At 68.4% G+C, this 25,810-nt stretch carries 19 protein-coding genes and 1 pseudogene; 3 read left to right on the top strand and 17 right to left on the bottom strand.

The features are described from left to right. Positions 1-9: 9 nt before the first annotated feature. From ACZ5PB_RS04425 to ACZ5PB_RS04400, 6 genes are all read right to left on the bottom strand, one after another. On the bottom strand, positions 10-2,838 hold the full coding sequence (locus ACZ5PB_RS04425) for a glycoside hydrolase family 2 TIM barrel-domain containing protein (protein ID WP_468687666.1): 2,829 nt from the start codon (positions 2,836-2,838) through the stop codon (positions 10-12). 63 nt (positions 2,839-2,901) lie between these two features. Next, positions 2,902-4,248, bottom strand: coding sequence for an extracellular catalytic domain type 1 short-chain-length polyhydroxyalkanoate depolymerase (locus ACZ5PB_RS04420; RefSeq protein ID WP_468687664.1), 1,347 nt, complete (start codon positions 4,246-4,248; stop codon positions 2,902-2,904). A 9-nt stretch (positions 4,249-4,257) separates the two neighbouring features. Beyond that, positions 4,258-4,392 (bottom strand): hypothetical protein, encoded by a 135-nt coding sequence (locus ACZ5PB_RS04415; RefSeq protein ID WP_468687662.1) that lies wholly within the window; start codon positions 4,390-4,392, stop codon positions 4,258-4,260. A 36-nt stretch (positions 4,393-4,428) separates the two neighbouring features. Further along, entirely contained in the window at positions 4,429-6,075 is a 1,647-nt protein-coding gene (locus ACZ5PB_RS04410; RefSeq protein WP_468687661.1) for a glycoside hydrolase family 27 protein, read from the bottom strand. 86 nt (positions 6,076-6,161) lie between these two features. Then, entirely contained in the window at positions 6,162-7,574 is a 1,413-nt protein-coding gene (locus ACZ5PB_RS04405; RefSeq protein WP_468687660.1) for a non-reducing end alpha-L-arabinofuranosidase family hydrolase, read from the bottom strand. A 122-nt stretch (positions 7,575-7,696) separates the two neighbouring features. Beyond that, positions 7,697-10,003 carry a beta-L-arabinofuranosidase domain-containing protein gene (locus tag ACZ5PB_RS04400; RefSeq protein WP_468687659.1) on the bottom strand — a complete coding sequence of 769 codons (2,307 nt, stop codon included), beginning with the start codon at positions 10,001-10,003 and terminating at the stop codon, positions 7,697-7,699. 833 nt (positions 10,004-10,836) lie between these two features. Between ACZ5PB_RS04400 and ACZ5PB_RS04395 the strand changes: the two are divergent. After that, a pseudogene (locus tag ACZ5PB_RS04395) lies at positions 10,837-11,520 on the top strand (glycoside hydrolase family protein); the annotation flags it as partial. A gap of 189 nt (positions 11,521-11,709) precedes the next feature. Here the strand turns inward: ACZ5PB_RS04395 and ACZ5PB_RS04390 are convergent. From ACZ5PB_RS04390 to ACZ5PB_RS04355, 8 genes are all read right to left on the bottom strand, one after another. Beyond that, a complete protein-coding gene (locus ACZ5PB_RS04390) occupies positions 11,710-13,050 on the bottom strand; it encodes a hypothetical protein (RefSeq protein WP_468687657.1) in 1,341 nt (446 codons plus the stop codon). Between the two features lie 2 nt (positions 13,051-13,052). After that, entirely contained in the window at positions 13,053-14,423 is a 1,371-nt protein-coding gene (locus ACZ5PB_RS04385) for an FAD-binding oxidoreductase (protein WP_468687655.1), read from the bottom strand. Next, positions 14,420-15,370: a D-isomer specific 2-hydroxyacid dehydrogenase family protein gene (locus ACZ5PB_RS04380; RefSeq protein WP_468687654.1), complete on the bottom strand. Its 951-nt coding sequence runs from the start codon at positions 15,368-15,370 to the stop codon at positions 14,420-14,422. Before ACZ5PB_RS04380 ends, ACZ5PB_RS04385 begins: the two co-directional genes overlap by 4 nt. Continuing rightward, entirely contained in the window at positions 15,370-16,491 is a 1,122-nt protein-coding gene (locus tag ACZ5PB_RS04375) for a pyridoxal phosphate-dependent aminotransferase (RefSeq protein ID WP_468687651.1), read from the bottom strand. Before ACZ5PB_RS04375 ends, ACZ5PB_RS04380 begins: the two co-directional genes overlap by 1 nt. Before the next feature lie 234 nt (positions 16,492-16,725). Beyond that, positions 16,726-17,715, bottom strand: coding sequence for a dipeptide epimerase (locus ACZ5PB_RS04370; protein ID WP_468687649.1), 990 nt, complete (start codon positions 17,713-17,715; stop codon positions 16,726-16,728). Further along, on the bottom strand, positions 17,712-19,157 hold the full coding sequence (locus ACZ5PB_RS04365) for a phenylacetate--CoA ligase family protein (RefSeq protein WP_468687647.1): 1,446 nt from the start codon (positions 19,155-19,157) through the stop codon (positions 17,712-17,714). The genes ACZ5PB_RS04370 and ACZ5PB_RS04365 overlap by 4 nt, the downstream gene beginning before the upstream one ends. After that, positions 19,154-20,497, bottom strand: coding sequence for an MATE family efflux transporter (locus ACZ5PB_RS04360; RefSeq protein ID WP_468687646.1), 1,344 nt, complete (start codon positions 20,495-20,497; stop codon positions 19,154-19,156). The genes ACZ5PB_RS04365 and ACZ5PB_RS04360 overlap by 4 nt, the downstream gene beginning before the upstream one ends. Positions 20,498-20,532: 35 nt before the next feature. Beyond that, positions 20,533-21,795 (bottom strand): ATP-grasp domain-containing protein, encoded by a 1,263-nt coding sequence (locus ACZ5PB_RS04355; protein WP_468687645.1) that lies wholly within the window; start codon positions 21,793-21,795, stop codon positions 20,533-20,535. Between the two features lie 367 nt (positions 21,796-22,162). Here ACZ5PB_RS04355 and ACZ5PB_RS04350 point away from each other — a divergent pair, with 367 nt between their 5' ends. Both ACZ5PB_RS04350 and ACZ5PB_RS04345 read left to right on the top strand, forming a co-directional pair. Then, positions 22,163-22,315, top strand: coding sequence for a hypothetical protein (locus tag ACZ5PB_RS04350; RefSeq protein ID WP_468687644.1), 153 nt, complete (start codon positions 22,163-22,165; stop codon positions 22,313-22,315). 105 nt (positions 22,316-22,420) lie between these two features. Beyond that, a complete protein-coding gene (locus tag ACZ5PB_RS04345; RefSeq protein WP_468687642.1) occupies positions 22,421-23,623 on the top strand; it encodes a helix-turn-helix domain-containing protein in 1,203 nt (400 codons plus the stop codon). Positions 23,624-23,705: 82 nt separating this feature from the next. Here ACZ5PB_RS04345 and ACZ5PB_RS04340 read toward each other — a convergent pair whose 3' ends face one another. The 3 genes from ACZ5PB_RS04340 to ACZ5PB_RS04330 all read right to left on the bottom strand — a co-directional run bounded on the left by ACZ5PB_RS04340 (position 23,706) and on the right by ACZ5PB_RS04330 (position 25,803). After that, positions 23,706-24,221 carry a glycine-rich domain-containing protein gene (locus ACZ5PB_RS04340; RefSeq protein WP_468687641.1) on the bottom strand — a complete coding sequence of 172 codons (516 nt, stop codon included), beginning with the start codon at positions 24,219-24,221 and terminating at the stop codon, positions 23,706-23,708. Positions 24,222-24,251: 30 nt separating this feature from the next. Continuing rightward, positions 24,252-25,493: a hypothetical protein gene (locus ACZ5PB_RS04335; RefSeq protein ID WP_468687639.1), complete on the bottom strand. Its 1,242-nt coding sequence runs from the start codon at positions 25,491-25,493 to the stop codon at positions 24,252-24,254. 154 nt (positions 25,494-25,647) lie between these two features. After that, positions 25,648-25,803 carry a hypothetical protein gene (locus ACZ5PB_RS04330; protein WP_468687638.1) on the bottom strand — a complete coding sequence of 52 codons (156 nt, stop codon included), beginning with the start codon at positions 25,801-25,803 and terminating at the stop codon, positions 25,648-25,650. Positions 25,804-25,810 lie beyond the last annotated feature (7 nt).

The following is a 25,810-nucleotide window of genomic DNA, read 5'->3' as shown; positions in this document are numbered from 1 at the left end:
CCGTAGGGGCTACTGGGAGAACGAGAAGTACAGGGTGCGGCCGTAGTCGCCCTTCGCCGTGGTGGGGGCGCCGCTGGGGCCGAGGTCGGCCGGCGGGTCGAACTTGGTGCCGATCGCCGGTATGGCGTCGAGGAAGGAGAGGTCTCCCTTCGGGAAGGGCGGCGCGGTGTGGCGGGGGTCGGGTCCGAAGCGCGGTGTGAAGAGACGCAGGTAGAGGCCCTCGTTCTCGGAGACGACCGTGATGCGTCCGGCGGCGCTGTGCACGGATGCCCAGCGGACGTCCGCGTGGTAGCCCTTGAACTCCGGGTACTCCCAGCCGTCGGCACCGGTCGCGGTGTCGTTGTACTGCTTCGTCCAGACGTCCGGCGCGGTACCGAGCAGCCGGTTCTTCCACACCCTGTGCGGTCCGTGGCCGAGCCATGTCACGCCGCTCACCTGCGATTCGGGGTGGTCGAAGCCGACGCCGAAGAAGTCGTGCTCGCCGGTGAGGTGATAGCGGTAGTCCAACTGAAGCCACCCGCTGGGGTGCAGGCGCCACCGGACGTGGCGCAGGACGCCGGAGTACTCGGCCCGCACCGTGTAGCCGTTGCCGTCACGCCCGTGCGTCAGACGGACCAGGTCGGCCGTTCCGGTGGTGGGCAGCGGGCCGCGGGACAGCGCGAAGTCCTTCCCCCGGTGGGTGACGCCGGCCAGCATGCCCGTCGTGGCGTCGATCCTGACCGTGGTGTCGCGGGAGGCGAGGGTGAGCGTGCCGTCCGCGAGGGATCCGCGTACGGCTGGTCCGGGGCCCGTCCGTACCAGTCGTCGGGCCTGGTCGGCGGCCGAGGTGATGGTCCAGGTCCAGCGGCGGATCTCGCGCCCGTCGGCGTCCTTGATGGTGAGCGCGAGGGCGTCGGCGCGTCGCCAGCCGTACGGCAGGGGCAGCCGCAGCACTCCTCGCGCGCCGGGTCCGATGTCCGGGGCGGCAGCGGTGCCTTGGGCGCGGACCGTATGGCCGTCCCGTCGCTGCGCCGGGGTGTGGAAGTCCAACAGCTGCCAAGTGAAGCGGCAGGTACGGGCGTTGGTGAAGGCGTAGTGGTTGGTAAGGCCGATCCGCCCGTCGAAGTCCTGCGGCAGGCCGGAGGCGAACCGCTGCGGCTCGGTGAGTTGTACGGGAGACCAGATGTCCTTGATCGTGTAGAAGCTGGCCTCCTTCTCGCGGAAGGGGCCGAGGATGCCGTCGGGTGCGGCATTGCCCGCCACGTCGATGGCGCCGCCGAGGTCGTCGCGCACGATGCCCTCGTCGAGCAGTGCCCACAGGAAACCTCCGGCGGAGAGCTTTTCACGGCCCATCAGCTTCCAGTAGTCGTCGAGCCCCGCGCCGGCGCCGCCGTCGTAGAGGCCGTGGAGGAACTCGGTGGGCATGAAGACGTCGCGCCGCTCCTGGAGGATGCGGCGCGTGCTCTCGTACGTCTCGTAATGGTCGGTGTCGATGCCGCCGAAGTTCGCCCAAGGGTGGAGAACGGTGCGCCGCTGGGGGTCGTGGCGGGCGTAGTCGCCGTCGAGGGCGGTGTTCCAGCCGCCTTCGTTGCCGTTGCACCAGAACAGGATCGAAGGGTGGTTGACGTCACGGGTGACCATGGAGGCGACGAGGGGTCTGCCCGCCTCCTCGTCGTAGGACTTCTGCCAGCCGGCCAGTTCGTCGAGGACGTACATCCCGAGTTCGTCGGCGAGGTCGAGGAAGTGCGTGTCCGGCGGGTAGTGGGACATCCGGACCGCGTTCATGTTCATCTCCTGCATCAGGAGGATGTCCTTGCGGCTGATGCGCGCGCTGGTCGCCCGGCCGGAGGTGGGCCAGATGGTGTGCCGGTTGGCTCCCTTGAGGAGGATCTTGACGCCGTTGACGTACACGCCGTCGCCGGGGCGGACCTCGACGGTGCGGAAGCCGAATCTCTCGTCGACGCGGTGGACGATGCGCTCGTCGCCCGTGCGGAGCGCGACCTCGACGCGGTAGAGATGCGGGGTTTCCGCCGTCCACCGGCGGGGCGATTCGACGGCGGTCCCGAGGGTCACCGTCGTGTCGCCGGGAGCGACGGCCGCGGTGAACGGGGCGCCGACCGGGCGCCCGGAGAGGTCGGTGACCCGGGCGGTGAGACGGTCGGCCGAGCCGGGACCCGACAGATGGGCGTCGATCCGCAGCGTGCCGTCGGCGCGGGCGTCGACGGCGATGCGCTCGATGTGCTGGAGCGGGAACGCCTCCAGGTGGACGGGGCGGTAGATGCCGCCGAAGTTCCAGTAGTCCCCGAGGCGTTCGGCCCGGTTGACGGAGTCGTCGGAGGACTCCTTGCTGACGGTCACCTCCAGGAGGTTGTCCTGGCCCGGGCGCAGTTTTCCGGTCACTTCGTGCCGGAACCGGTAGAAGCCGCCGCGGTGGGCGGGGCCGGCCGGCTTTCCGTTGATCCACGCCTCGGTGTCGGTCATCGCCCCTTCGAAGACGAGGAAGACGCGTCTGTCATCCCAGTTGGCGGGCGGCGTGAAGGTGTGCCGGTAGCGGCCCTTCTCCTCCGGGCGCAGATTCCACCCGTAGTTGTACGTGCCGTATCCGTGGAACTCCCAGTTGGACGGCACCGGGATGCTGCCCCAACTGCCGCTGCGGCGCCCGCTGGTGCACAGGAATTCCCAGTCGACCGGGTGGTCGGCGTCCTCTCCGGACAGATACAGGCGCTCGGTGCGCGCGGAAGCGTCCGCTGCGTCGGCCGCCCCGGCCTCGGCGGCCCGGGCCGAGCCCGCGGTAACACCTCCGGCGGCAGCCGCGCCCAAGGCGCCCAGGACCAGAACACCACGACGTGACAGTTGCATGACATCTCCAACCTTGAGGGGACCAGCAGGGAGGCTCCACCCGGCCCCGGGCGGGCGGTCGTATCAGCCGAGGCGCCACCGCTGGTTGCTGCCGCCGTTGCAGTCCCACAGCTGGACCAGGGTGCCACGGGCGGTGGAGCCACCGGTCACATCCAGGCACAGGCCTGACCGGACGTTGGTGAGGGTGCCGTTGGAGTTGACGTTCCACTGCTGGTGGGTGCCGCCGTTGCAGTCCCACAGCGAGACCTTGGCGCCGGCCGTGGTGCCGGTCGCGTCGAGGCACTTCGTGCCGCCGTAGACGGTGAGCTGCCTCGTTGATGTCCCGGTCCAGGTCTGGTTGGCGCCGCCGTTGCAGTCCCAGATCTGCGTCTGGACTCCGTTGGCCCCCGAAGAGCCGGGCACGTCAAGGCACTTGCCCGAACCCGTGGCAAGGACCGGACCCGTGGTGGCCTGGCCGGAGCCGTCGAGTCCGAAGAAGGCGATGGCCCGGGCCGCCATGCCGCTTTCGGGCAGGGAGTGCCCGACACCCTGGAAGCTGTTCGCCTCGACTGGTGCCTGCGTGTCGGCGGAGCCGTAGCGGGTGCGGGTCCAGTTGGACTGCGGGGAGTCGGTGAAGACCGGGGTCTGGCTCAACCCGAGCACATGGGTCCATTGCTTGATCGATTCACCGAAGTTCGCGTAGTACAGCGCGTCGTCCTCGGTGCCGTGCCACAGCTGCATCCGCGGCCGGGCTCCGGTGTAGCCCGGGTAGGCGTTCCGGACGAGGTCGCCCCACTCCTGCGGGGTCTTGCTGATCTTTCCGGTGGCGCATTCGCTGTTCCAGCCGGAGCCGTCGGTGGTGGCGAAGCAGCCGAACGGTACGCCCGAGAACGCCGCACCGGCCTTGAACAGGTCGGGGTAGGCGCCGAGCATGACATTGGTCGTCATCGCGCCGGACGAGGCGCCGGTGACGTAGACCCGGCCGGCGTCGGCGTTCATGTTCCGCACGGTGTACCGGACCATCTGGGCGATGCTCGTGGGGTCACTGCCCCCGTCATGCTTGAGGGCCTGGGGCGAGGAGACGTCGAAGCACTGCCCGCTGACGTTCGCGTCCGGGTAGACGACGATGAATCCGTGCTGGTCGGCCAGGCGGGCGAATTCCGTGTGGGAGTAGAAGGTGGGACCCGTGCCGGTGCAGTAGTGCACGGCCACCACCACCGCCGGGCGGGCCGGAGCGCTGTCGGGCTTGTAGACGTACATCCGCAGGTTTCCGGGGTTGCTGCCGAAGCCGGTCACCTCGGTCAGTGATGCGGCCGACGCGGTGGTGGCCGAGGCGCCGGTCAGTACGAGCGCCACGATCAGCGACGAGATCGCCGTCAGCTGGGCTGCCAGTACATCCGTGACGCTTCTCTTTCTGGGCTTCCGGGACATGACGGTGTCCTACCTTTCAAGGCTGTCGGCCAGGGTCTGCGGTGACGGTGCCGCCGGCTCCGCGAAGTCCAGGGGCGGGGTGCCGCCGAAGGGCGGCTTGTCGTACGTCTTCGGCGCCTTGCGGAAGTCCGTATGCCGGCCCACTCCCTCCACGGTCCGCCGTTCGCGGACGTCTGCCTGTTACGGGAGCGTGGTCCACTTCTGGTTGTTCCGGCCGTTGCAGGTCCACAGGATGACCGGTGTCCCGTTGGCGGTCGAGGCGCCGTTTACGTCGAGGCACAGCCCGGCGTGGACGTTGCGGATCGACCCGTCGGAGCCGACGGTCCACTTCTGGTTGTTCTGGCCGTTGCAGGGCCAGATGACGACCGGCGTTCCGTTGGTGGTGCCCTGGTCCGCGGCGTCCAGGCACTTGTCGCCGTAGACGCGGATCTCGCCGCCGGCCCAGGTCGTCCACAGCTGGTTGGCGGCCGTGTGGCAGTCCCAGATCAGTGCCTTGGCTCCGGCAGCGGTGGCGGCACGGTCCACGTCGAGGCAGCGGCCGGATCCGGTGCCGCGCAGGCGCGCGGTGGTGGAGGCCAGAGGGCCACCGCCGGTCACCTTGAAGACGGCGACTCCGTGCGCGGGGACACTGGCAGAAATCTGCCCGGAGGTGGTCGACGTGCCGCCGGTCCACAGATCGGTGAGGGTGAACGAGCCGCCGGACAGGCCGACTTGTGCGGCCGTGGTGGTGACGGTCGCGGTGGAGCCGCCCCGGTTGAACAGGCCGACCGCGACGGAGCCGTCGGACAGGGGCTTCGCGAACACCTCGATGGCGCCGTCGTCGCGGACCCGGCGTCCGCCCGCGCCCAGCGAGTCCTGGTTGACCGCGAGCAGGCGCGGGTTGCGCAGGATGGCGCTCACGTCGGCGGACATGGTGCGGATGTCGTTGCCGGCCATGAGCGGGGCACTCATGAGTGCCCACAGGGCGAAGTGGGAGCGGGACTCGGTCAGCGTCAGACCGGGGCGGCCGACGACCAGCATGTCGGGGTCGTTCCAGTGGCCCGGTCCCGACTGCGCGGCGAGCGGGGCGGTGACGTCCAGGACGTTGCCGACGCCCATCGGGTAGCTGTTGGTGTTGTTGTTCTGCCAGATGTCGAGCAGGTCCTCGGTCGTCCGCCACAGGTCGGCGACCTCGCCCCAGTCGTACTTGTCGCCAGTGGGGGAGTGGAAGCTGTTGGGGTTGATGCTGTAGACGATCGGGCGGCCGGTGGCGCGCAGGGCGTCACGCATGAGGCTGAACTGTGCGATCTGTTCGCCAAGGGTGCCGCTGCCGGAGCACCAGTCGTACTTGAGGTAGTCCACGCCCCAGGAGGCGAACGTGGCGGCGTCCTGCCGCTCGTGGCCCTTGCTGCCCGTGGAGCCGGGGTAGGTGCCGACGCCCTGGGCGCACGTCTTCTCGTTGGGGGCCTGGTAGATGCCGAACTTCAGGCCCTTGCCGTGGATGTAGTCACCGAGCGCCTTCATGCCGCTGGGGAACTTCGTGGGGTTGGCCCGCAGGTTCCCGGCCGCGTCACGCTGCGGGTCGAACCAGCAGTCGTCGACCACCACGTACTGGTACCCGGCGGCCCGCATGCCGGAGGACACCATCGTGTCGGCGGCCTGGCGGACCTGCGCCTCGGTGATCGAGCACCCGAAGCTGTTCCAGCTGTTCCACCCCAGCGGCGGGGTGAGCGCCGGGCTGCCGGGTGCGGCCTCGGCGGCCGTGCCCCCGGAGGCGGTGGCGGTGGCGGTGAGCGTCAGTGCGGTGGCTGCGAGCAGACGCAGTAGTCGTCTGTGTAAGGGAGCCATGGGATGTCCTTCCCGGGAGGCAGAGCGGAAGCTGCTCTGCCTCCTCCAAGGGCCGAGGTCACGGGCTGGTGATCAGGTGTGTGCGGTCAGCGCCGCAGGGTGAGCAGGGCCGGTCGGTAGGGGAGCAGCAGGTAGTCCATGCCGTCCGACGAGGGGGACCTGCCCTGGTAGAGGAACTGCAGGTTGCAGGGGTCGATGGTCTTGGTCTGGTCGGGGTTGGCGCGGACCAGGTCGCCGTGGCTGATGTCGTTGGTCCAGGTGGCGCCGCTGTTGGCCTTGCCCGCGAAGGGGCGGGACTCGGTGCCGGCCTGCTCGGCCCACGTACCGTTCAGGCTGGTGGCGGTGAAGGAGCGGAAGTAGCGTCCGTTCGAGCCCATCGCTTCAACGATCATGAGGTACTGGTTCTTTCCCTGGACCTTGTAGACCTCTGGGGCCTCGAACAGCCGCTCCTTCGTGTCGCTCATGACCGTCGTGTAGGACGAGCCGAAGCTGCTCGGGAAGTTCCCGAGCGGCATGGTCGCCCTGAAGATGCCGCCCTCGTCGTTGGCGAAGAACAGGTACATGTTCTGATCGTCGGCGATCAGGGTCGGGTCGATCGGGCCGCCTACGGGGAGGCTGCCCGTGAACAGGGCCTGCGGCGCGGACCAGCCGGCGGGGTTGGCCGGGTCGGTGGAGGTGCGGTAGGTGAAGGCCCAGCCGGTGTCCCACCCGTTCGCGACCATGACCCAGATGTTCTTGTTCGCCAGATAGAACAGGTGGGGCGCGATGGGAGCCCCGCTCACCGGGGTCTGCGGGGCCGTCGCCATGTCCGACCAGTTGGTGAAGGGACGGAACCCCGTCGCGCGCCACCCGGATGCGCTCGCGGTGGTCGCGTAGACGAGGTTCTGGCCGTTGTACTTCACGGCGGTGAAGTCCTTCAACGAGGCGGCCCCGTGCGCCGGTTCGGCCAGCGGGCCGGTCGAGGTCCACCGGTACGTCGACGGAAGGTCACACGTGTTCGGTGTCCCGGACAGGCCGGCCCACTTCTGGTTGTTTCCGCCGGTGCAGTTCCAGAGCTGCACCGCCGTGCCGTTGGCCGTGGCGCCGCCGCTGACGTCCAGGCACAGTCCGGACTGCACGCCGACGATCGTGCCGTCGGCGTTCGCCCGCCACTGCTGGTTCGGGCCGCCGTTGCAGGTGTGGATCTGCACCCGGGTTCCGGCCGTGGTCGCGTGGCCCGGGACGTCCAGGCACTTGTCGCCGTACACGGTCAGCAGGCTGCTGTCCGTCAGTGTCCACTGCTGGTTGGTCCCGCCGTGGCAGTCCCAGATCTGCAGCTTGGTGCCGTCGGTCCGGGCGGCACCCGGTACGTCGAGGCACCGGTCGGAACCGGCACCGCGCACGGCGGTGGTGGTGGCCGCCTGCGCCTGAGTCGGCTGGGCGACGAGCGTCGCCGCGGCCGCGACCAGGGCCGCGAGCGCCACGGACAGATGTCCGCGGTGGAAACGTGGTCTGCGCATGGGGACCTCGTATGTCCTTTTCTTTCCTTGGGCGGGCGAGTGTTCGTGATGTCGGACGGTGGTCGAAGCGTCGAGCGTGCGGAGGGAGGGTGAGCGAGCAGGACCTCTGTCCGCGGCGGACCTCAGTTCCGCACGATGCGCCAGCGGTTGTCGGCCGAGCCGTCGTCCGCGTCCTGGACCGCGAACGCGCCGACGGCGGTGGCGTTGCCCGCGATCGCCAGCAGCTTGCCGCTGTGCTCGTTGCGGATCTTGTAGGTGCCGTCTCCCTGGTCGAGCAGCGTCCACCGGTGGTCGGCGGTGCCGTTGTCCGCCCATTGCAGAACCGGGGCGCCGTCCGCCGTGGACCTGCCCTGGATGCCGAGTACCTTGCCGCTGTGTTCGTTGCGGAAGCGGACCGCGGTGCCGTCGGTGATCATGTGCCAGTCGTGGTCGGCGGTGCCGTTGTCGTACCACTGCAGGGCGCGGCCGCCGTCGGCCGTGGACATGTTCTCGACGCCAAGGAGGAGACCGCTGCCCACGTTGGCGAGCCGGACGCTGCCGACGGCATTCCAGTAGACGGTGTAGTTGTGGCCGTGGGCGTCGTGGAACGGGCCCAGGTTGACGGTGGAGCCGTTGGCGGTGGCGGTGAAGGCGAGCGAACTGCTGCTGGTCCGCGTGATCGAGGCCGTGTTCAGCGACGGCAGGGAACTGAGCGGGGTGTCACCGTAGTTGCCGGACAGGACGACAGGGCCGTACGTGATCGCGGAGACGTTCCTGTTGTCGTTGGCCGCGCGCATGACGATCCGCATGGGCAGGCGGACGGTGACCGTGTCGCCGGAGGCCCAGGCGCGGCTCAGGGTGGCGTAGCTGCCGGGGTCGGTGGCGACGGGCTGCCTGACGCCGTTGACGCTGATGGTGGCGCCGCTGGTCCAGCTCGGGATGCGGATGCGCATGGCCCAGGTGCCGCTGACGTTGCCGGTGACCCGCAAGGTGGTGGTGTCGCTCGCGGGGTATGCCGTGGTCTGGGTGACGGTGATGCCGCGCTCGGTCCAGTTCAGTACCGACGGCACGAACAGGTTCACGATCAGCGTGTTGTCACGGTGGAAGTAGAGGGAGTCCATCAGCCTGGTGTGCATCTCCAGGCCGGTGCCCTGGCAGCACCAGAAGCTGTCGTAGTCGGTGCTCCAGGTGCCGCCGCCCCACGCCGGGCCCACACCGCGCCGGCCGCCCGGGTTGAGGGGGGTGAAGTAGGTGACGTGGCCGTGGGCGTCGGCCGGGTTCTGCTGGCCGGTCATCTGGTTGAGCCACGCCCGCTCGTAGTAGTCGAACAGTGCGGCCCGGTCGGGGTCCAGCGTGAACAGTTCCCGGGTGAGGAGCAGCATGTTGAAGGTGTTGCAGCTCTCGCACGTGTCGTTGTTCAGGTAGCCGGCGATGGCGCCCGGGGCGCGGAAGTGCTCCGCCTGGCTGTTGCCGCCGATGGCGTACGAGTGCGCGTCGACGGTGAAGTTCCAGGCGTTGACGGCGATGTCGCGGTAGCGAGCCGTACCGGTGGCCTGGTACTCGCGGGCGGCCCCGATCCACTTGGGAACCTGCGTGTTGGCGTGCAGTCCGCCGAGCTTGTCCTGCTTGGCGGCGAGCGGGTCGAACACCGCGGCGTGGTCGAACCGCTGGGCGACGGTGAGCCACCGCGTATCGCCGGTCTGCAGGTGGAGATCGGTCAGCACGGCGTTCATCCCGCCGAACTCGGTCCCCAGCATGGCCTGCATCTGCTGGCCGCTCAGCCTGCCGGTGCGCCAGTCGACCCATCCGGCCAGGGCGAGCAGCACGTCCCGAGCCTGTGTACTGCCGATGAGGCGCCATACGTCCAGCAGGCCGGCGAGGGTCTTGTGGAGGGTGTAGTACGGCACATTGCCGTTGTTCAGGGTGCGCTGTTCGAGAGCGGTGAAGTCGGACTCGGGGTAGCCGGAGAGGTACCCGGGGTGGAAACCGGCGGCGCTGTTGTTGGCCTGGCACTTGGCCAACTCCGCGACCATGTACGTGGCCTTGTCCCGGCAGGCGGTGTCCCCCGTCACGGCGTACAACTGCGCCCACGCCGTGAGGAAGTGCCCCTGGACGTGGGTGCGGAAGGGGAAGGTCGGCGCGTCCCAACCGCCGGTGGCTGCGGCGCCGTTGGTGGACAGCCGGTGGTTGGCCCGGAAGTTGTACAGCAGCCGGTCGACATCGACGAACCGCAGATAGTTCCCCGTACGGTTCTGGTTGTCCAGCCACCGGCTCGCGGTGAGCCGGACCCGGCCGAGCGCGAAGGGCCGCGCCACCACCCCTGTGCCGCCCCTTGCGGGAGGAACGGCCGCCTGCGCGGACGTACCGCCGATGAAGGACCCCGCGGCAGAGGCCGCGACCGTGGCCCCGGCCATCTGCAGAAGTCGCCGTCTGCTGACGAAGGAAGACATCTTGCACCTTTCGATGAAAGTACGTGCTTGCCTGGTCGTTGACACCTGGCGAGACTTCCGCCTCCGCCCCTCAGGGCGTCTGACCGGCGACGCGATGGAAGGTCCGTCGCCGGTGGGAACTGCCGACGCGGTGGTACTGGATCAGCGCGACACCGTCGGCGGTCATCTGCACGACCGCCGCACCGCCGCACCGCCGACCGACGAAGCCCTCGTCGGGCGTGTTGGAGTGACATCGCCGACCGCGGCAAATCGGCCGAGCTGTTGTCCGGTGATGTCTGAGAACCGCCCCTCAGGGAAGTCGTCGCGCGGACGGGCGGCTTTCCCGCGAGAAACACCGCTTGGGCCTCCAGGGCGCCGAAGTCCGGTGTTCAGACACAGAAGTTGGGGAAATTCTCGCGCTCGGAAAGCGCGCGGTTCGGGCATGGGGGGTGGGTTCCTTCCGGAGACGGGACCGCTCTCGCACCGCAGATGGCCGATATTTCGAACGTAGGTCGAATTACCGGACACGATCGGCGCCGAACTTAAAGGGGTTCCCGTACGGAAGTCAACGTGTGTGACAGAGCGGATGCTTCGATATCCGTGCGGCGTGAAATGCATCGAACGCTACTCGTCAGGAATATTGACGGAACTGCGGCCCGAACTTATCTTCTGCTCGAAGCTCCGCACGCTGTTCGCTATTTCGAACAATCGCATCCCTCGTCACGGTGATCAACCCGGCGGACTGGCCGAGTCCGGAGGAAGAGTTGAACAGAGCCGTAAGAAAGCTGCTCGCCCTGCTGGGCCCGCTGCTGCTGGTCCTGCCGGGCGTCGCCGTCCTTGCGGGCACCGCCTCCGCCGACACCCCGCCGGCCGGGCTGATCCGGGACCCCAGCATCTTTAGGCACACCAACGGCTACTACTACCTCACCTACACCACCGACTGGACGGGGAACACCATCGGTTTCGCCCGGAGCGCGGACCGGGTGAACTGGACGTTCCTGTACGGCCACACGATCCCGATCAGCGGGCTGACCCGTACCTGGGCGCCTGAGTGGTTCATCGACACCGACGGCAGCGTCAACGTCATCGTGTCCCTGACAGTGGCGAGCACCGCCACCCACTTCGCCGCCTCCACCCTCACCGGCCCCTACACCCTGCGTAGGACGGGCGACTGGGCCGGGTTCGGCGACTGGGTCGAGGGCCCGGCCCTGGTCCCGCTCGACAACGGCGGCTGGCGCATCTACTACGACGGCTACCGCGCCGGGAAGTACTGGTACAGCGACAGTTACGACAACTTCGCCACTTGGACGGCGCCCACCGAAGTGCCCGGGCTGTCCGGCTCCATCCGCCACGCCACCGTGCTGAAGGAGACAGTTCCCGGCGGTGTCACCCTGCCCACCAACACCACCAGGTCGCTGCGGTCGGCCAACTACCCCGACCGGTACGCCGTGGTCCGCCCCGACAGCCTCGGCTCCACCGACCCGGTGAGCACCTCCAGCAGCACCGCCGTCAAACGGAGCGCCACCTTCACGGTGGTCAGCCCCTGGGCGACACCTTTCCGATGACGCATCACGTGGAGTGTGTGGCGAGCCTCGAACCGGCCGCGAAGGGCGCCTGAGCTGCCGCGCCTTGAGCCACCGGGACGGCCGCATGCACCGCCCGGCGGGTTCCGGGCGGTGGAGCATTTGGCCCCCGGGCAAGGAGCCGCCGGGGCTCTCCCGCAGTGCTCAGTGCGCGCTTTCGACGTGGTCGTTCTCCAGACCCGACGCGCACAGCTCCGCCCAGAACTCGTCGCAGGCGAATGCGGCCAGTTGGTCGCTGACGTCCGACAGGGGGCGGTGTCCCAGTTCCGCGGTGAAGCGGAGTCCCTGGCCTCCGGGTGCTGGGGCGAGTTGGCCGACGGTGTTGTGGGCGATCGTGTTGTGTCCCCAGGCGACCAGCGCTTCCTGTCTCGATTCGTGCCGGTAGAGCCACTCGTCCTCCCGCGACGCGTCCAGGACGGACAGGAGGGTGTCTTTGAACGCCTCGTGGTAGACGGCCTGGTACGAACCTCCGACCGCGCGGACCAGCGGGATGAGCGAGGACAGGCAGAACACCAGGAACAGGTTGGGGACGAGGAGACCGCTGCGCAGTGCCTCGATGACCGAGGGGCGGTCGAGGGGGACGGACGCGCCGTGGCGGGTCGACTGCAAGCGGCCTTCCTCCAGTCGCAGCGGACGTACCCTTCCGTCGATGTTCAGCCAGAACAGGTCGGTGGCGTTGGGGACGAAGCGTCGTATCGGGGTGTGATCCAACGCTCGGAGTTTGTCGATCAGTTGGTTGATTCGTCCGTCTTCGAAGAGCCGGGCGAGAAGTGAGTCCGAGGTGAGGGTGTCGATCAGGAGGCCGGTGAAGAACCGCTCGTCGACGGCGATGGTGCGTACCCCGTAGGAGCGGTGGAAGCGGTCGAACAGCTGCCGGTTGAAGGCGCTGATGTGGTCGCGTGGGGTACGGCGTACCCCTGCCTCCTCACCGACGTCGAGGGGGAGTCCTGTCGTACGGGACAGGAGCGCCAGTCTCTCGGTGAACTCGCGGTGCAGGAGCACCGGTTCGTCGAAAGTGAGCACGCTCTTCTTGGAGAGCTTGCTGCGGGAGACCTCGAACGCGCGCGTGGGCTCCCCGTCGATGCGCAGCCAGGCGGGCCCGCGCCGGGCGCGCTCCTCCAGCGTGACCGTGGCGCAGTTGAACATGACGTTCAGCGGACTGCCCACGGCCACGTTTCCCAGGAGGGAGAAGGCCAGGGTCGACAAGTAGTCGTCGTCGAGCGCGAATCGGTGGTGCGGTCCCGTCTGGATCACGGGGGGCCAGGCGGTCGGAGCCGGTGCACCGTGTTCGACAGCCGTCCTGCCCACCGCTTGCCGGAACAGGGACAGGGCCTGCGTGGAAAGCGGGTTGGAGGGCTGTGTGCCGCCCGAGTAGACCCGTCGGGCGTAGTCCGCCAGTGGCTGGGTGCCGTCGTCGATGAGCGCGAAGGTGCTCGGACACGTACGCGTGGCCCGCCGGAGCAGGACGTCGCTGTCGATGCGCATGCCTACCCCCTGGCGTCCGACACGAGTGCCGCCCGGTGCCCGCGGGCGAAGAGCCGGCCGGGATCGTAGGCGGAGCCCAGGCGCCGTACCGTGTCCGCGACGGCCCCGTCCGTGTACGTCTTGCGCATCCCGGGCTCCGAGGCCGCGGAGTAGTTCGAGTACGACTTCGCCCCGCCCTGCGCACGCAGGACTCCGGACCACTTCCTGGCCCACTCGACATGTGCCTCGTCACCGTCGTGATCCGGCCACCTCGCCGACAGGAGCACCCCCATGTGGGAGTTGCGCAGGGGATAGGCCGAACCGTCGGCGTGCCGGCGCAGGGTGCTGGGGTTGAAGTACTCGATCAGGGCGGAGCACTTGGCGCTCGGCGCGTCGCGCAGGGCGTCGACCAGCAGCTCGGGGTCGACCTCGAAGTGTTCGAAGTGGACGGACTTCCAGTAGCCGCGCAGCGGCGGCAGGAACGCCGGGTCGAAGTGGGACTGCCACTGCGGGTAGTCACGCTCGACGACGTCCGACCAGTCACCGCCGATCTCGTCGCGGATCCGGGAGAGTTCGTCCTCCCCGCCTTCCGTGCAGCACAGGTCCACGGACAGCTCGGGCACTCCGCCGGCGTGGACCAGGGCCGGGGCCAGGGTGACCGCGACGGGGTTGCTCCGGGTGAGCAGCCCCTGTAGCCGGCGCAGCACCTCGGCGGCCCGGTCCAGGGGGAAGCGTACGGATCCCGCCGTGAGGCGCGGCAGCGGAACCGACCGGTACCGCAGCTCCAGGATGATCCCGAACGCCCCGACACCACCGCCGCGCAGCGCGAAGAAGAGGTCGCCGTGCCGTTCCCGCGAGACGTCCAGGACCCGTCCGTCCGCCAGCAGAATCCGGGCGCCCAGCAGGTAGTCGCAGGTCAGCCCGTGGCTCGCCACGAGCCAGCCGATGCCGCCGCCCAATGTGAGCCCGGTGATCCCGGTGTCGCTCACGGTGCCGGCGGGCAGGCACCGGCCGTACTGCGCGAGGTACGTGTCGATGTCGCCGAGCCGGGCGCCGGGGCGGACCGTGACGATGTCCGTCCCCTGGTCGAGAGCCACGTCCCTGAAGACGGAGAAGTCGAGCACCAGGCCGCCGTCGACGGTGGAGAAGCCGCCGATGTGATGACCGCCGCCCCGCACCGCGACAGGAATGCCGAGACCGGCCGCGACCGTGACGGCCTTGTGCAGCACCGCCTCGTCCAGGGTCCTCAGGAGGGCCGCGGGCCGGTCGTCGTGCATGCGGTTGTACACGAGCCGCGCCTCGTCGTACTCGGGTGAGGAGGGCAGGACGAGGCTGCCTTCGGCGGCGAAGGAGCGCAGCTGCTCGGCGAGTTCCTGTTCCTTGGACCCGGTCATGCGGCGTCCTCCCGGACCGTGCCCCGGATCACGTCGAGCAGGTTGTCCACCGCCGCGCTCTCCATACGGGCCCAGGACTTCGCCGAGGACGCGGCGATGTGGCTCGTGACGAACAGCGAGCCGCCGTGGAACCGGAGCAGACCGCGGATGTCGTCCGGCACGCTCGGTACGGGCTCCTCGTAGTAGCCGTCCAGGGCGGCCGCGGTGAGTGCCCCCGTCTCCAGGGCGTGGCGCAGCGCCTCGGGGTCGATCACCCTGGGGTCCGCCGTGCTCACGAGGTAGCGCGGGGCGGGCCCCGCGGCGAGGAGCGCGCCGTCGACGAGCCCCGTGGTCTCGTCCGTCAGCGCGCAGCAGACGAACACGGTCGTGCTCCGGGCGAAGAGCTCGGCGACGTCGACGTACGTCAGCCCGAGATCCTGCTCCGCCTGCGGTTTACGCGTACGGGAGTGGTACAGGACGTCACAGGAGAAGCCGCGGACGAGCTTCTCGGCGAGCGCCGTCCCCGACGCCCCGAGGCCGAGGATGCCCACGGTGGCACCGGTCAGCTCGGTGGACGTACGTGCGGGGAGTCCACGGTCGCAGAGATCGGGGAACTGCCTGCGCATGACTCCCACGGCCTGCCCCAGGGCGAACTCCGCCACCGCGACACCGTTGACACCCGGTGTGGTCAGGACGGCCACCCCGCGCTCGCGTGCCGCGTCGAGGTCGACGAAGGAGCCGGCGCCCGTGCCCATGAAGGAGACGCACCTGAGGTGCGGTGCGGCTTCCAGGACCGTACGGGAGAGCCGCTCGTCGCCGCCCAGGAGGTAGTGGTCGGCATCGGAGACGCGCTTGAGCAGCTCGTCCTCGGTGGGGAGCGCGTCGATGTGGTCGACGGTGATGCCCTGCTGCGTGCAGTAGTCCGCCAGCTTCTCCGGTACGGACCGGCCCGAGACGACGACCTTCATCAGCGCACCGCCTTGGCGAAGTAGCCGGCGAGGATCGCCACGCCGCGTTCGAACTCTCCGCGCGGCTTCATCAGGCTCACCCGGATGTTGCGGATGCTGGCCTCGGCGTCCGGGCTGTGCCAGAAGAACCCGCGACCGGGCAGGACACCCACGCCGAGCGCGCGCAGCTCCTCAAGAGCCTCGTGGTCGGTGCGGCCCACCGGCACGGTGGACAGCCACTCGACACTGATCCGGCTGGACAGCGCCACGGGCTGGACGAGCGATTCGCCCAGCGCCCGGCGCAGATACGCCCGGCGTTCGGCGACCACGGCGTGCACGGTCTCGTCGAGCCCGGTGACGCGCGCCTGGTCGAAGAAGTCGCCGATGACCTTCAGGGTGAACTTGGAGACGCAGAGGTAGATCTCGTTGTAGATCTCGTGCAGCAGCGCGCTGTGGTCGTCCGAGCAGGCCATCAGGCTGGCCTTCATGTCCTGCGTGGGGAACACCTTCCCGGTGTCCTCGAAGACGATGTACGAGGCGCCGAGGTCCTGCAGTACGCGGTAGGAGTCGAAGGTCTGGGGATAGAACAGCCGGAAACTCGCGTCGATGATGACGGTGACGCCCCGCTCCGCGCAGGAACTCACCACGGCGGTGAACTCGTCCTTCGTCAGATTGGTGCCCGTCGGGTTGTTGGGGTTCACCAGGAACAGCACGTCGGTGTCCGCGAGCCTGGCCGCCAGCCGCTCCGGGTCCGTGATCTCCGACTCGGCTATGGGCTGCGGAGCGATGCCCCGGCGCTGGAGGATCAGCGCGAGGTTGTCGAACGTCGGGTGGGTCAGCAGCACGCGCTTGCGGGTCAGCTTCAGGTACGCGGCGACCAGGTCGATCGAGTTGGAGGCGGTGGGCAGGATCATGTGCCGTGCGGCGTCGAGCACTCCGCTGGAGCCGATGAGCGACGAGAACCGCTCTACGTAGCGGCGCTCGGACTCGGGGATCGACTCGGCCTCCGACTTGCGCCACAGGTCGTCGAGCCGGTCGACGATCCCCTCCTGTCCGGCGGTCAGTCCGTGGTACGCGTGGCCGTCCGCGAGGTTGGCTTCGGTGAGGAAGCCGATCTGCTCGTAGTCCGTCAGTGTCTTCATGGGTTTTGCTCCTTCGGTGTACGGATGTGGGGTCGCGCGGTGCAGGGCATGAGGGCGCGCGCGAGCGCCCGTTCGGTGACGGTGGTGTGGGTCTGGGCGTGGGTGTGGGGGTGGTGATCGGCGCCCGAGAAGGCGCTGGTTCTGCCGGGGCCGCGCGCCGGAGGTCCGGAGCCAGGCCCGGGGGTCCGGAGTCAGGCCCGGGGGTCCGGCGGGGTCAGCCCCAGAGGTCCGGGGTCAGCCCCAGAGGTCGCCGGCGGGCCGTGACACGGCTCCGCGGTCCCAGGTCATGGCGTGCGCGATGTCCTCGCGCAGCAGCGTCGGGCCGTCGATGTCGGCGATGCGGGTGCGGTGGGCGAGCCACCAGGCAGGCGCCGCGGACAGGGAGGTGCCCATCATGCAGCCGACCATGGTGGGCAGTTCGAGAGCGTCCGCCACCGCGCAGATCTGCAGGGCCGCCGTGAGCCCTCCGCATTTGTCGAGCTTGATGTTGACCATGTCGTAGAGCCGTGCGCAGGCCGCGAGTTCGCCCAGGTGACGGAAGCTCTCGTCCGCGCAGAGGCGTACGCCCGAAGCGCGCTCCGGCAAGGACGCGAGGGCGTCGTCCCCGCCGCGCGGCATGGGCTGTTCGAGGACGCCGACTCCGTGCCGGGACAGGGCGGGCAGCCACCGGTCGAGGTCCTGCGAGGTCAGGCTGCCGTTCGCGTCCACGATCACTTCCGCGTCCGGCGCGACGGACCTCATCCGGTCCAGGACATCGAGACCGGTGGCCCGGTCGATCTTGAGTTTGACGCAGGGATGGCCGGCGATCTCGGAGAACGACTGCCCGCCCTCCTCGCCCGTCCCGATGCCGACCGTCTGGGCGGACTCGACGGTGGGAGCCGCGTCGATGCGGAGCAACGTGCCTGCGGACACGCCCTGTTGCTTGCACTCCAGGTCGATGAGGGCGCAGTCCACGGCGTTCCGCGCGGGCCCGGGCTGCATGGCATCGAGCAGGGCGAAGCGGTCGAGTCCCGCTTCGATCAGCGACCGCTGCCGTTCGAGGTCGTCGAGCACCCTGTCCTTGGTCCAGCCGGACACGGAGTACGGGTTGCACTCGCCCCGCCCCACCGCCGCACCCTCGCCGATCGACACCGTCACTGTGGTGACGTCGTGGTGTTCTTCGCCGGCGATGCGGAACGGCACACGCAGCAGGTGGTTGTCCGCCGTGATCAGGAGTTTCCTCATCCGATCCCGCCCGGTGCCCCGGGAGCGGACCCGGCCCATGCGCCTTCGGCGAAGATGAGGCGCCGCTTGCCGGAGACGAAGGTGCCGAAGGTTTCGACCTCCCGTACGGCCACGTGCATGTCCACGTTCCGGAAGAGGGCGGCCAGCCCCCCGGTGAACTCGTCGACGAGTGCGTTGCCCGCGTGGCCCCTCGCCGGATTCAGCAGTTGCAGCCGCAGCTCGATGCGGTCCGGTGCGACCTGGACGATCTGGTACTGGAGGACGTTCGACTTCTCGGAGACCAGCGTCCGGTCGCAGAGGGCCAGCACGGCGTCGGCGGACACCGCGTGGTGAGGGCCGTCCCGCAGGCTCTCGTCCTCGCGTCCGCGGAAGTCGGAGATCGTCCGGAAACCCGATCCGCACGCGCAGCCGGCGTCCGCCGTCGCAAGACGGACGATGTCGCCCTGGTCGTACCGGATGAACGGCATGCACCCATTGCCGAAGGAGGTGCCGACCAGCCGTCCGAATCCTGCCTCGTCGGTCCCGGCGACCTCGAAGTAGGCGCTGTCCTCGACCAGGTGGTAGCGCCGCTCCCGGCACTCGTGCGCGATGAGGGACAGCTCCTCGGAGGAGTACTCGTCGAGCACGGGGACGCCGAAGACCTGGGAGTACTTCACGCGCTCTTCACGAGTGCTGCGCTCCGAGTTGGTGCCCACGGCTTCGATGCCGAGGGCGCCGAGGTCGACGTTCTCCTCCGCCAGCCGCTGCAGGTAGGAGGGGAGTGCCAGCAACAGCGAAGGCCGTAGCTGGGCGAGATGCTTGACGAGAAGGTCGGTGGGGCTGTCCAGCGAGACGGAGACGAAGGGGTACGCCCCCGACAGCGACGTGAACCGTTCGGCCACGAAGTAGACCGCGTACCGCCAGTCGTCCGGTACCAGTGCGCGGCCGAGCATCAATTCGCAGTGCCGCATGTACAGCATCGTCCGGTAGTCGACGCTGGCATTGTCCTGATAGATCGTCAGGTTCAGTCCGCTCGACCCGGAGGTGCGGGCGGAGTGCAGCGTCCGCGTACCGGAGTTCTGCGCTATCTGCGCGCCGACGCCGGCCTCGACGAACATCTTCTTGTTGACGACGGGCAGTTGTTCGAAGTCGGACCAGGTGACGAGGTCACCCGGCTCGAACCCCACTCCTGAGTAGAGCTCGCGGTAGAAGGGGACCGCGGCGTACGCCGCGTCCACCAGCGAGCGGACCCGTTCGAGCTGCCAGGCGTCGCGTTGCTGCGGATCCAGTGCGACCCGCTCTCGGAGCCGGTGCTTGTCCTGTTCCCACTTCCGCCTGAGCCGCAGTTGCGACTGAGGGGTCTCTGGCACGAGACGGTCGCTGCGAAGGACGTACGGGGACATCAGGCTGTCCCGTACCGCCTCGCTCTCGACATCGCGGATGCCGGGTTCTGTTTCTTTCATTGCAAGGAAACCGCCTTGACGTTGTTTTTGATTCGCCTGATGTGCTGTTCGGTCCTGGCGAAACTGAATACCGATACGCCACAGACGCCGATGATCATGCCGAGCCACAGGCCGTAGAAACCCAGTGAAGTGAATTCGCCCAGGGCGAGGCCCGAGCCGAGGCCGACGCCCCAGTAGCAAACGCCCACGACGATGGTGGGAAGACGTGTGTCCTGAAGCCCCACCAGATAGCCCATCGACATGGTCATGAGCGTGTCGATGACGAAATAGGTGGTCACGAAGAAGAGCAGCTTTCGCAGCATCGTGTCCGCGTCGGCGTCTTCGATCCCGAAGACCGTGTGTGAGAGGAAATCCGCGGACGCGAATATCAGGACGGAGACGCCGACGGAATAGACGAGTCCGATCAGCATCAGCGCCGACCGCAGGGCGCGCAGCGCACGCCAGTCGTGATCCTCCCGGGCCCATGCGGCGACTGTTGTCGCAGCGCCCGAGAATCCCAGTGCGAAGACCACGATCAGCGTTTCCAGCCGCAGCCCGATGGCGTGGACCGCTGTCGCGTCCGTGCCGAAGCGCGCCACGAAGAAGGCGAGCACCGGCAGGAATCCCTCGCCGAGCAGCACCCGTACACCGATCCAGGAACCGACACGGAGCAGGTCGAGCAGCATCGCGGGACTCGGTGCCCAGCGCGTCTTCCGCAGGGCGAGGTCCGTGAACGAGCCCCGGAACAGCATCACCGTGATGGTCACCACGATGAACACGCGGACGAGACTGCTGGCCAGACCCGCACCGAAGACACCCCAGGCGGGCACGGGGCCCAGGCCGAAGGTCATCGCGTATCCGAGTGCCAGATTGACCGGGACGGCCCACAGCATGACCCAGGTGGCCGGCTTCGGCCTGCCGACTCCGGTGAGCAGCGAGCGGGTGTTGACGTAGAGCAGGAAGAACGGCAGGCCCAGGGCGGCGCCGGTGTTGTAGTCCTGGGCGATCCGGGCCGCTGTTCCGTCCTGCCCGATCAGTTCCAGGAGGGAGCGGGTGTTGAGGAGTACGGCGACACCGACGATGCCGGTGAGCACCGCCATCCACGAGCCCTGCGCGTACCAGGTGCGCAGGCTGCCCGTATCTCCCGCGCGGTAGCTGGAGGCCAGTTTCGCGGTCACGGCCGTCACCACACCGAGGCCGAGGAGCATCGTCATGCTGAAGACGCTCAGGGCGAGCGTGACGCCCGCCAGCTCATCGGGGCCGATCCGTGCGACGAGGGCCGCGTCGGTGAAGGAGATGGCCAGCTGAGCCACGTACCCGATGGCCAGAGGCAGCCCGAGGGGCAGCACTCTGCGGACCATTCCTCCGACGGAACCAGGTATGTGCACCTCCTGGTTCACGGGTTGCGCCCGTCCCGCGCCGCCTCGGTGTTGACGGGCGGAGCCTCGGAGCCGGTGGGCGGCGTGAGCCGGTGCAACGCGACACCCGAGGCGTTCTCGAAGTACTCCACCGTGCGGTTGGCCGCTGCCGTGAAGTCCTCGATGGTCTCCGCCGGAACGACGGCGAAACCCAGCCTGACGAAGAAGTCGTCCGGCGCCGTCAGGACCCGCTTGCCGGCCGAGCACTCGACGAAACCCTCACCGAGTGCCGCCTCGACAGCGGCTGGAGAGAAGTCCTCGCGCACCACCCCCGCCCCCGTGGGCACGAAGAAGACGATTCCGATCCCGCTCTGCTCCGTCGTCGGATAGTCGACGGTGCGGCCGAGAAATTCAAGCAGAGTGCTCCTTCCCGACATGCGCCGATGGAGATAGGGAATCTTGTCGCCGGCCAGCCGGGCCCCGATCTCGATCGGTGTCAGGATTCCGTTGTCGTCCATGAACTCCAGGTGGAGCGGGGCGGAATCGATCCCGGTCGCCGTGGCCGCGGTGTCGAAAAGCTGCTGGTACGCGACCGGAAGGCCGGACCGCCGTGAGCAGTAGTGCCCCAGCTCTTCGAAGAAGGGCGGGCGGGTCTTGAACTTGAAGGTGAGCCCGGACGCCGTCGCGCGGCCGTCGCGGACATAGCCCTCGATGCTGTATTCCCGCCCCTGCACCACCCCTTCGAGAATGTAGGTGCTCGCGTTCACGTTGTTCGAGCGGGCAAAGTACGTGCGGAGCCCCGCGGCGTCTTCGATCCGTTCGACCCCGATGCTGGAATAACCTTCCTCGGGCTTGACGATCGCCGGGAAGGCGACGTCCTGCTCCATGAGTTCCTCAGGGGTCCCGAGCAGATTCCAGGGTGTGTGGAGACCCGCGTCGCTGAATTGCCGACGGATCGCGTACTTGCTGCGCACTCCGTTGATCAGGCCGGGATCGATGAACGATACGGACAGCTCGCGGAAGAAATCGGCGGCCCAGGCGAGCAGGGTTTCGATGTAACAGATGCCCTGGAGGAAGGAAACGCCTTCGACCTCGGAGGCTATCCGCCGCGCCTCTGCCACCGGGTCGGCGGAGAAGTCGACCGAGACGATTCTGCTGACGAGCCTCTTCTCCTCCGGGTCCAGGGGGTCGTCGTCGCAGAGCCACACGTCGAAGTTCGCGTCGTGCAACTCCTCGATGCTGTATCCGCGGTATGCCCGGTAGCCCTTTCCCAGGACCAGGACGGCCGAATCGGTAGGCAAGATGGTGCACCTCTCTCAGGTGGGTGTTCTCCGGCGTGCCACGCGTGGCACGCCGGTGGGCGCACTACGGAGGGCGTTGGGGGCGATCGCTTCGGAGCGATTCCGACGCGTGGTGCCTCGTCCGACGATTGGCACCTCTGGCGAGAACAGGGTGACCGGAGGGCCGACTGGCCCTGGCAGATAGGGGCAGCCCTTCGGTGGCTTGCCGAAAAACTAGATCCATTGACAACTCTTGTCAATGGATTGCCAAGACGGTTGCTGTGGCCTACCTTCAGTCACGCCCCGCCGGCCGCATCGCGGTACGGCGGCGTTCACCACATCGCGGCGCCGCACCGGCGGCTCCGCTCCACACGCAAGGAGCACACACGTGAAGATCTGGACTCGAATCTCGCTGCTCGCGGCCGGTAGCTGCGCCGCACTCGCGCTCCTGGCCTCCGTCGCCCCGAACCCGGTCGACGCAGTGGAAATCACCGCGTCCCAGGCGGACAGCTACCCCAACCAGAACATCGAGTGGCCGTAGGCGAGGGGGTGCGATCCCGCCATGCGAAACTCATTTTGACTGGATTGGCATTGGCTTGACAATGTGTTCACGTAAGGAGTGACGTACGCGCCTAGGACGGGGAGCATGCTCGAACAGCCGATGTTTGGCCGCCGACTACGACAGTTGCGGCGACAGCAGGGAAAGGCCCAGTCCGAGCTGGCGGGTCCCGGCATGTCTGCCGCGTACCTGTCCCGGCTGGAGTCCGGGAGGCGTCCGCCGACCGAGCGGGCCGTGGCGATCCTGGCCGAACGGCTGAAGGTGCCCATCGAGGCGTTCGGGGTCAACAAGCCTGCCGGTCTGGTGGACGTCCTGGCCACGGCACAGGTCTCCACGGGCCCTGATCCCGAGCTGCGCGCGCAGTTGACGGCCGCGCTGACCGCATCCCCGAACGCGGATCCGGGGCTGCGGTGGCAAGGGCATTCCCAACTGGCCGCTCTGCTCGCCAATGAGGGCGACCGGGACGCCGAGCGGTCACACCTGGAATCACTGGTGGCGCTCAGCGACGAGCTGGGCCACGCGGCGCTGCAGGTGCACTCCCGGCTCCGCCTCGCGCGCAACCTGCGCAGCCAGGGCGACTTGGCCGAGGCGCGCGACGTGGCGAGGGACGGGCTGGAGCTCGGCCGCACGTCAGCCCTGACCGGCCCCGACGTCATTCGCTGCAAGCTGCTGCTCAGTTCGGCCACCGCCGAGCTCGGCGACCTGGCGGAGGCCGTCCGGCTGTCCGAGGAGATCCGCCAGGATCTCGACGGGCGCCGAGGCCCGCTGGTGGCCGAAGGCCTGTGGACCGCGGCGACACTGGCCAGCCGCAAGGGCATGACGGAACGCTCGTCCCTGCTCATGCGAGAGGCGATGGAGGCCCTGGACAGTCGCGAGGACCTGCTGCTCTGGATGCGCCTGCGGCTCGCCGCCGCCGCGCTGGCACTGCGGGCCGCGCCCCAGGACCTGACGCACGCGGAGCAGTACCTCACCGACGTGCGCCCGGCTCTCGACCTCGTGGGCAGCGACCTCCACCAGCGGGAGTACGGCTTCCTGCGCGCGCAACTCGCCTACGGATCCGGCGAGATCGACGACGCGGCCACGTACTGCGAGGCTGCCTGGGAAGGGCGCGACCAGTTCACCTTCCGTGACCGGGTACGCCTGGAACTGATCCGCGAGCAGATCCGCGGCAAGCGGTCCGGCACGTGGAATCAGACGCGTCTCACGGAGCTGGCGGTGGAGGCGCAGGAACGCGGCATCCTCGACCTGGCCACGGAGATCTGGCGAGCGCTCGCGGAAACCCGCACCTGACGCGCCGCGTTCAGGAAAGGTCCCACGAGAAAGGTCCCACCAGAAAGGTCCCACGAGCAGTTTTCCGGAGGGCGGGTTTTGCTCACACCGAGGCTACGAGCTTCAGGTCTGCGATGTCCTCAAGGGAAACTCCCATGTGTTCGTGGAGGAAGCGCACGATGGTCCAGTGGGGGAGTGCGTCCTCGTCGAACGGGCCGAATTCCTGGCAGTAGAGGGGGATCCAGCGCAGGGCCTCCTCCAGTGCCTGTTCGCGGCTCGGGTCTTCCTGGTAGTCCTCGTACGCGATGCTGCGGTGCTCGATGAAGAACCGGCCGGGCAGGCGCTCTTCGCACAGTGCGCGGTATTCGCGGGTCTGCAGAATGAGGTAGTGCCAGATTTCGTCGATCTCCTGCTCGACCGGGAGGAAGAGGCCGCCGAGCTGATCCCGGTGCCGGGAGACGAGGTAGAGGTAGCGGAGGCATTCGGTGACCTGGCGTTCCACGAACTCCCTTGAAGCGGTGGGTGTCCGGTCGTGGGAATACCGTACGACCTCGGCGTGCAGTGCTTCCCCGAGGAGGTGTTTGAGGTCGTCGGGGGAGATCTTCGGGGTGGTGGTCATGTCATCCTGCTCCGGTTCCTGCGTGGGCGGTCAGGGGGCTTCGGTGGAGAGCCAGGCGTACTTTCCCGAGCGGCCGATGGGGAGGTGGGTGCGGTGTTCGAGCCTGCAGAGCCGGCCGGTCAGTTCTTCGGTGTTCTGCCGTAGTACCGATTCCTCCGCGGGGTCCAGCGGCGCGCCGGTGAATGTGGTGTAGCGCAGGGTGGCCTCCGCGTCGCCGTCGAGGTGCAGACGGTGGAGGAAGATCCCGGAGGAGGCGTCGCCGATCCGCCGGTCGAGGTCGCCCTGGGCCACGGGGCCGGCGGGTGTGCTCAGCAACTCCTTCTCCCTGCCGCAGAATTGGGTGATCGCGTCCGGGTCCGGTGTGCCGTTCAGGGTGCGTACGCAGTCGCCCGACCGGTAGCGGACCAGGGGCATGTAGGGGTTGCGCACGCTGGTGACGACGAGCTGGTGGATCGTGCTTCCGGGGGCCACCGGGTGGAGTTCGACGCTCATCCCGTCGAGGTGCGGGTGGTACGCGCCGTCGCGGTCGCTGAAGTAGAGATAGCCCAGCTCCGTACTGCCGAACAGGTCGATGACGGGACAGTCGAAGTGGCGGGCCAGGAAGCGCCGTACGTTCACCGGCGTGTACTCGTAGGCGTGAATGATGCTGGCGGGGGGCGGGAAGGCGTCCCACAGGTCCCAGTCCTTCGCCTTCTGCACCAGATGCGCCAAGTGGTAGCCGGAGCAGTCGAGATGGTACGAGCCCTCCGGGTGTCCGCCGCGCACCCGGTCGATCTCGCCGAGCATGCGCAGTACCTCCTCGCGGTCCCAATGTGCCGGGTCCAGGGTGAGGTTCAGGTAGCAGGTGCGTTCGTCGAGCCGGCGGTCGTCCAGGGTGGGTACGGGGGCGGGCTCGACGCCGCGACGGGCGGCGTTGACCCGTGCCACGTGTTCCGTCGCGAGCACCGTGGTGAGGGAGACGCGGTTGCAGCCCGACTCCCAGGTCCCGGCGATGTCGGGGTGGGTCCGCCACAACTCGTAGTAGGAGCGCAGCAGGAAGTACGGCGGCCGGATGATCTGCATCCTGGCGTGGTTGGTGCCGGTGGACAGCACGTATTCCGCCTCGCCCGATTCCAGCGCCGCCGCCAGCCGGGGGGTCATCCAGTTGTCGGGGAAGCCGCGCGCGATCTCCGGCTTGTCCAGCAGAGGGAAGTGGCCCTTCGCCAGGGACTCCTGATAGATCGGAATGTCGCGGATATGGTCGATGACCTCGGCGGTCGGCTGGCCCTTCATTAATTCCTTCTCATGATGCGCATAGCTGAAGAAATATGGGTCATGCGGGGAGGCGGGGCCGGAGCGTCCGGGAACGTACTGCGAGAGGATGAGGAAGCTCTCACGTAATTGTTCCCGGACGTCCGGCCAGCGCGGGCTATGGCCCGTCAGGAGATCAGGAGATACAGCCGGATTTCGGCGTCGCGCTGATGCAACCGCTCTTGGGTGCGGCGCTGATGCAGCCGCTCTTCGCCGCCTGCTGGGCCGAGTTGGCGGCGACCCAATTCTGCCAGACGTTGTCCTGCGCCATCTTCTTGATGAGCTGCTCCATCGAGTCC

It is taken from the genome of Streptomyces sp. NPDC032721, from assembly GCF_055579625.1.
Note: the sequence above shows the minus strand (reverse complement) of the source record. Positions and strands in the feature narration are given on the sequence as shown.

Bases quoted from the DNA above. Each gene is read 5' to 3' on its own strand.
- ACZ5PB_RS04340 (WP_468687641.1), bottom strand. From the start codon at position 24,221: ATGACCACCACCCCGAAGATCTCCCCCGACGACCTCAAACACCTCCTC.
- ACZ5PB_RS04425 (WP_468687666.1), bottom strand. From the start codon at position 2,838: ATGCAACTGTCACGTCGTGGTGTTCTGGTCCTGGGCGCCTTGGGCGCG.
- ACZ5PB_RS04345 (WP_468687642.1), top strand. From the start codon at position 22,421: ATGCTCGAACAGCCGATGTTTGGCCGCCGACTACGACAGTTGCGGCGA.
- ACZ5PB_RS04370 (WP_468687649.1), bottom strand. From the start codon at position 17,715: ATGAGGAAACTCCTGATCACGGCGGACAACCACCTGCTGCGTGTGCCG.
- ACZ5PB_RS04335 (WP_468687639.1), bottom strand. From the start codon at position 25,493: ATGAAGGGCCAGCCGACCGCCGAGGTCATCGACCATATCCGCGACATT.
- ACZ5PB_RS04375 (WP_468687651.1), bottom strand. From the start codon at position 16,491: ATGAAGACACTGACGGACTACGAGCAGATCGGCTTCCTCACCGAAGCC.
- ACZ5PB_RS04385 (WP_468687655.1), bottom strand. From the start codon at position 14,423: ATGACCGGGTCCAAGGAACAGGAACTCGCCGAGCAGCTGCGCTCCTTC.
- ACZ5PB_RS04390 (WP_468687657.1), bottom strand. From the start codon at position 13,050: ATGCGCATCGACAGCGACGTCCTGCTCCGGCGGGCCACGCGTACGTGT.
- ACZ5PB_RS04405 (WP_468687660.1), bottom strand. From the start codon at position 7,574: ATGCGCAGACCACGTTTCCACCGCGGACATCTGTCCGTGGCGCTCGCG.
- ACZ5PB_RS04360 (WP_468687646.1), bottom strand. From the start codon at position 20,497: ATGGTCCGCAGAGTGCTGCCCCTCGGGCTGCCTCTGGCCATCGGGTAC.
- ACZ5PB_RS04380 (WP_468687654.1), bottom strand. From the start codon at position 15,370: ATGAAGGTCGTCGTCTCGGGCCGGTCCGTACCGGAGAAGCTGGCGGAC.
- ACZ5PB_RS04365 (WP_468687647.1), bottom strand. From the start codon at position 19,157: ATGAAAGAAACAGAACCCGGCATCCGCGATGTCGAGAGCGAGGCGGTA.
- ACZ5PB_RS04410 (WP_468687661.1), bottom strand. From the start codon at position 6,075: ATGGCTCCCTTACACAGACGACTACTGCGTCTGCTCGCAGCCACCGCA.
- ACZ5PB_RS04400 (WP_468687659.1), bottom strand. From the start codon at position 10,003: ATGTCTTCCTTCGTCAGCAGACGGCGACTTCTGCAGATGGCCGGGGCC.
- ACZ5PB_RS04330 (WP_468687638.1), bottom strand. From the start codon at position 25,803: ATGGAGCAGCTCATCAAGAAGATGGCGCAGGACAACGTCTGGCAGAAT.
- ACZ5PB_RS04420 (WP_468687664.1), bottom strand. From the start codon at position 4,248: ATGTCCCGGAAGCCCAGAAAGAGAAGCGTCACGGATGTACTGGCAGCC.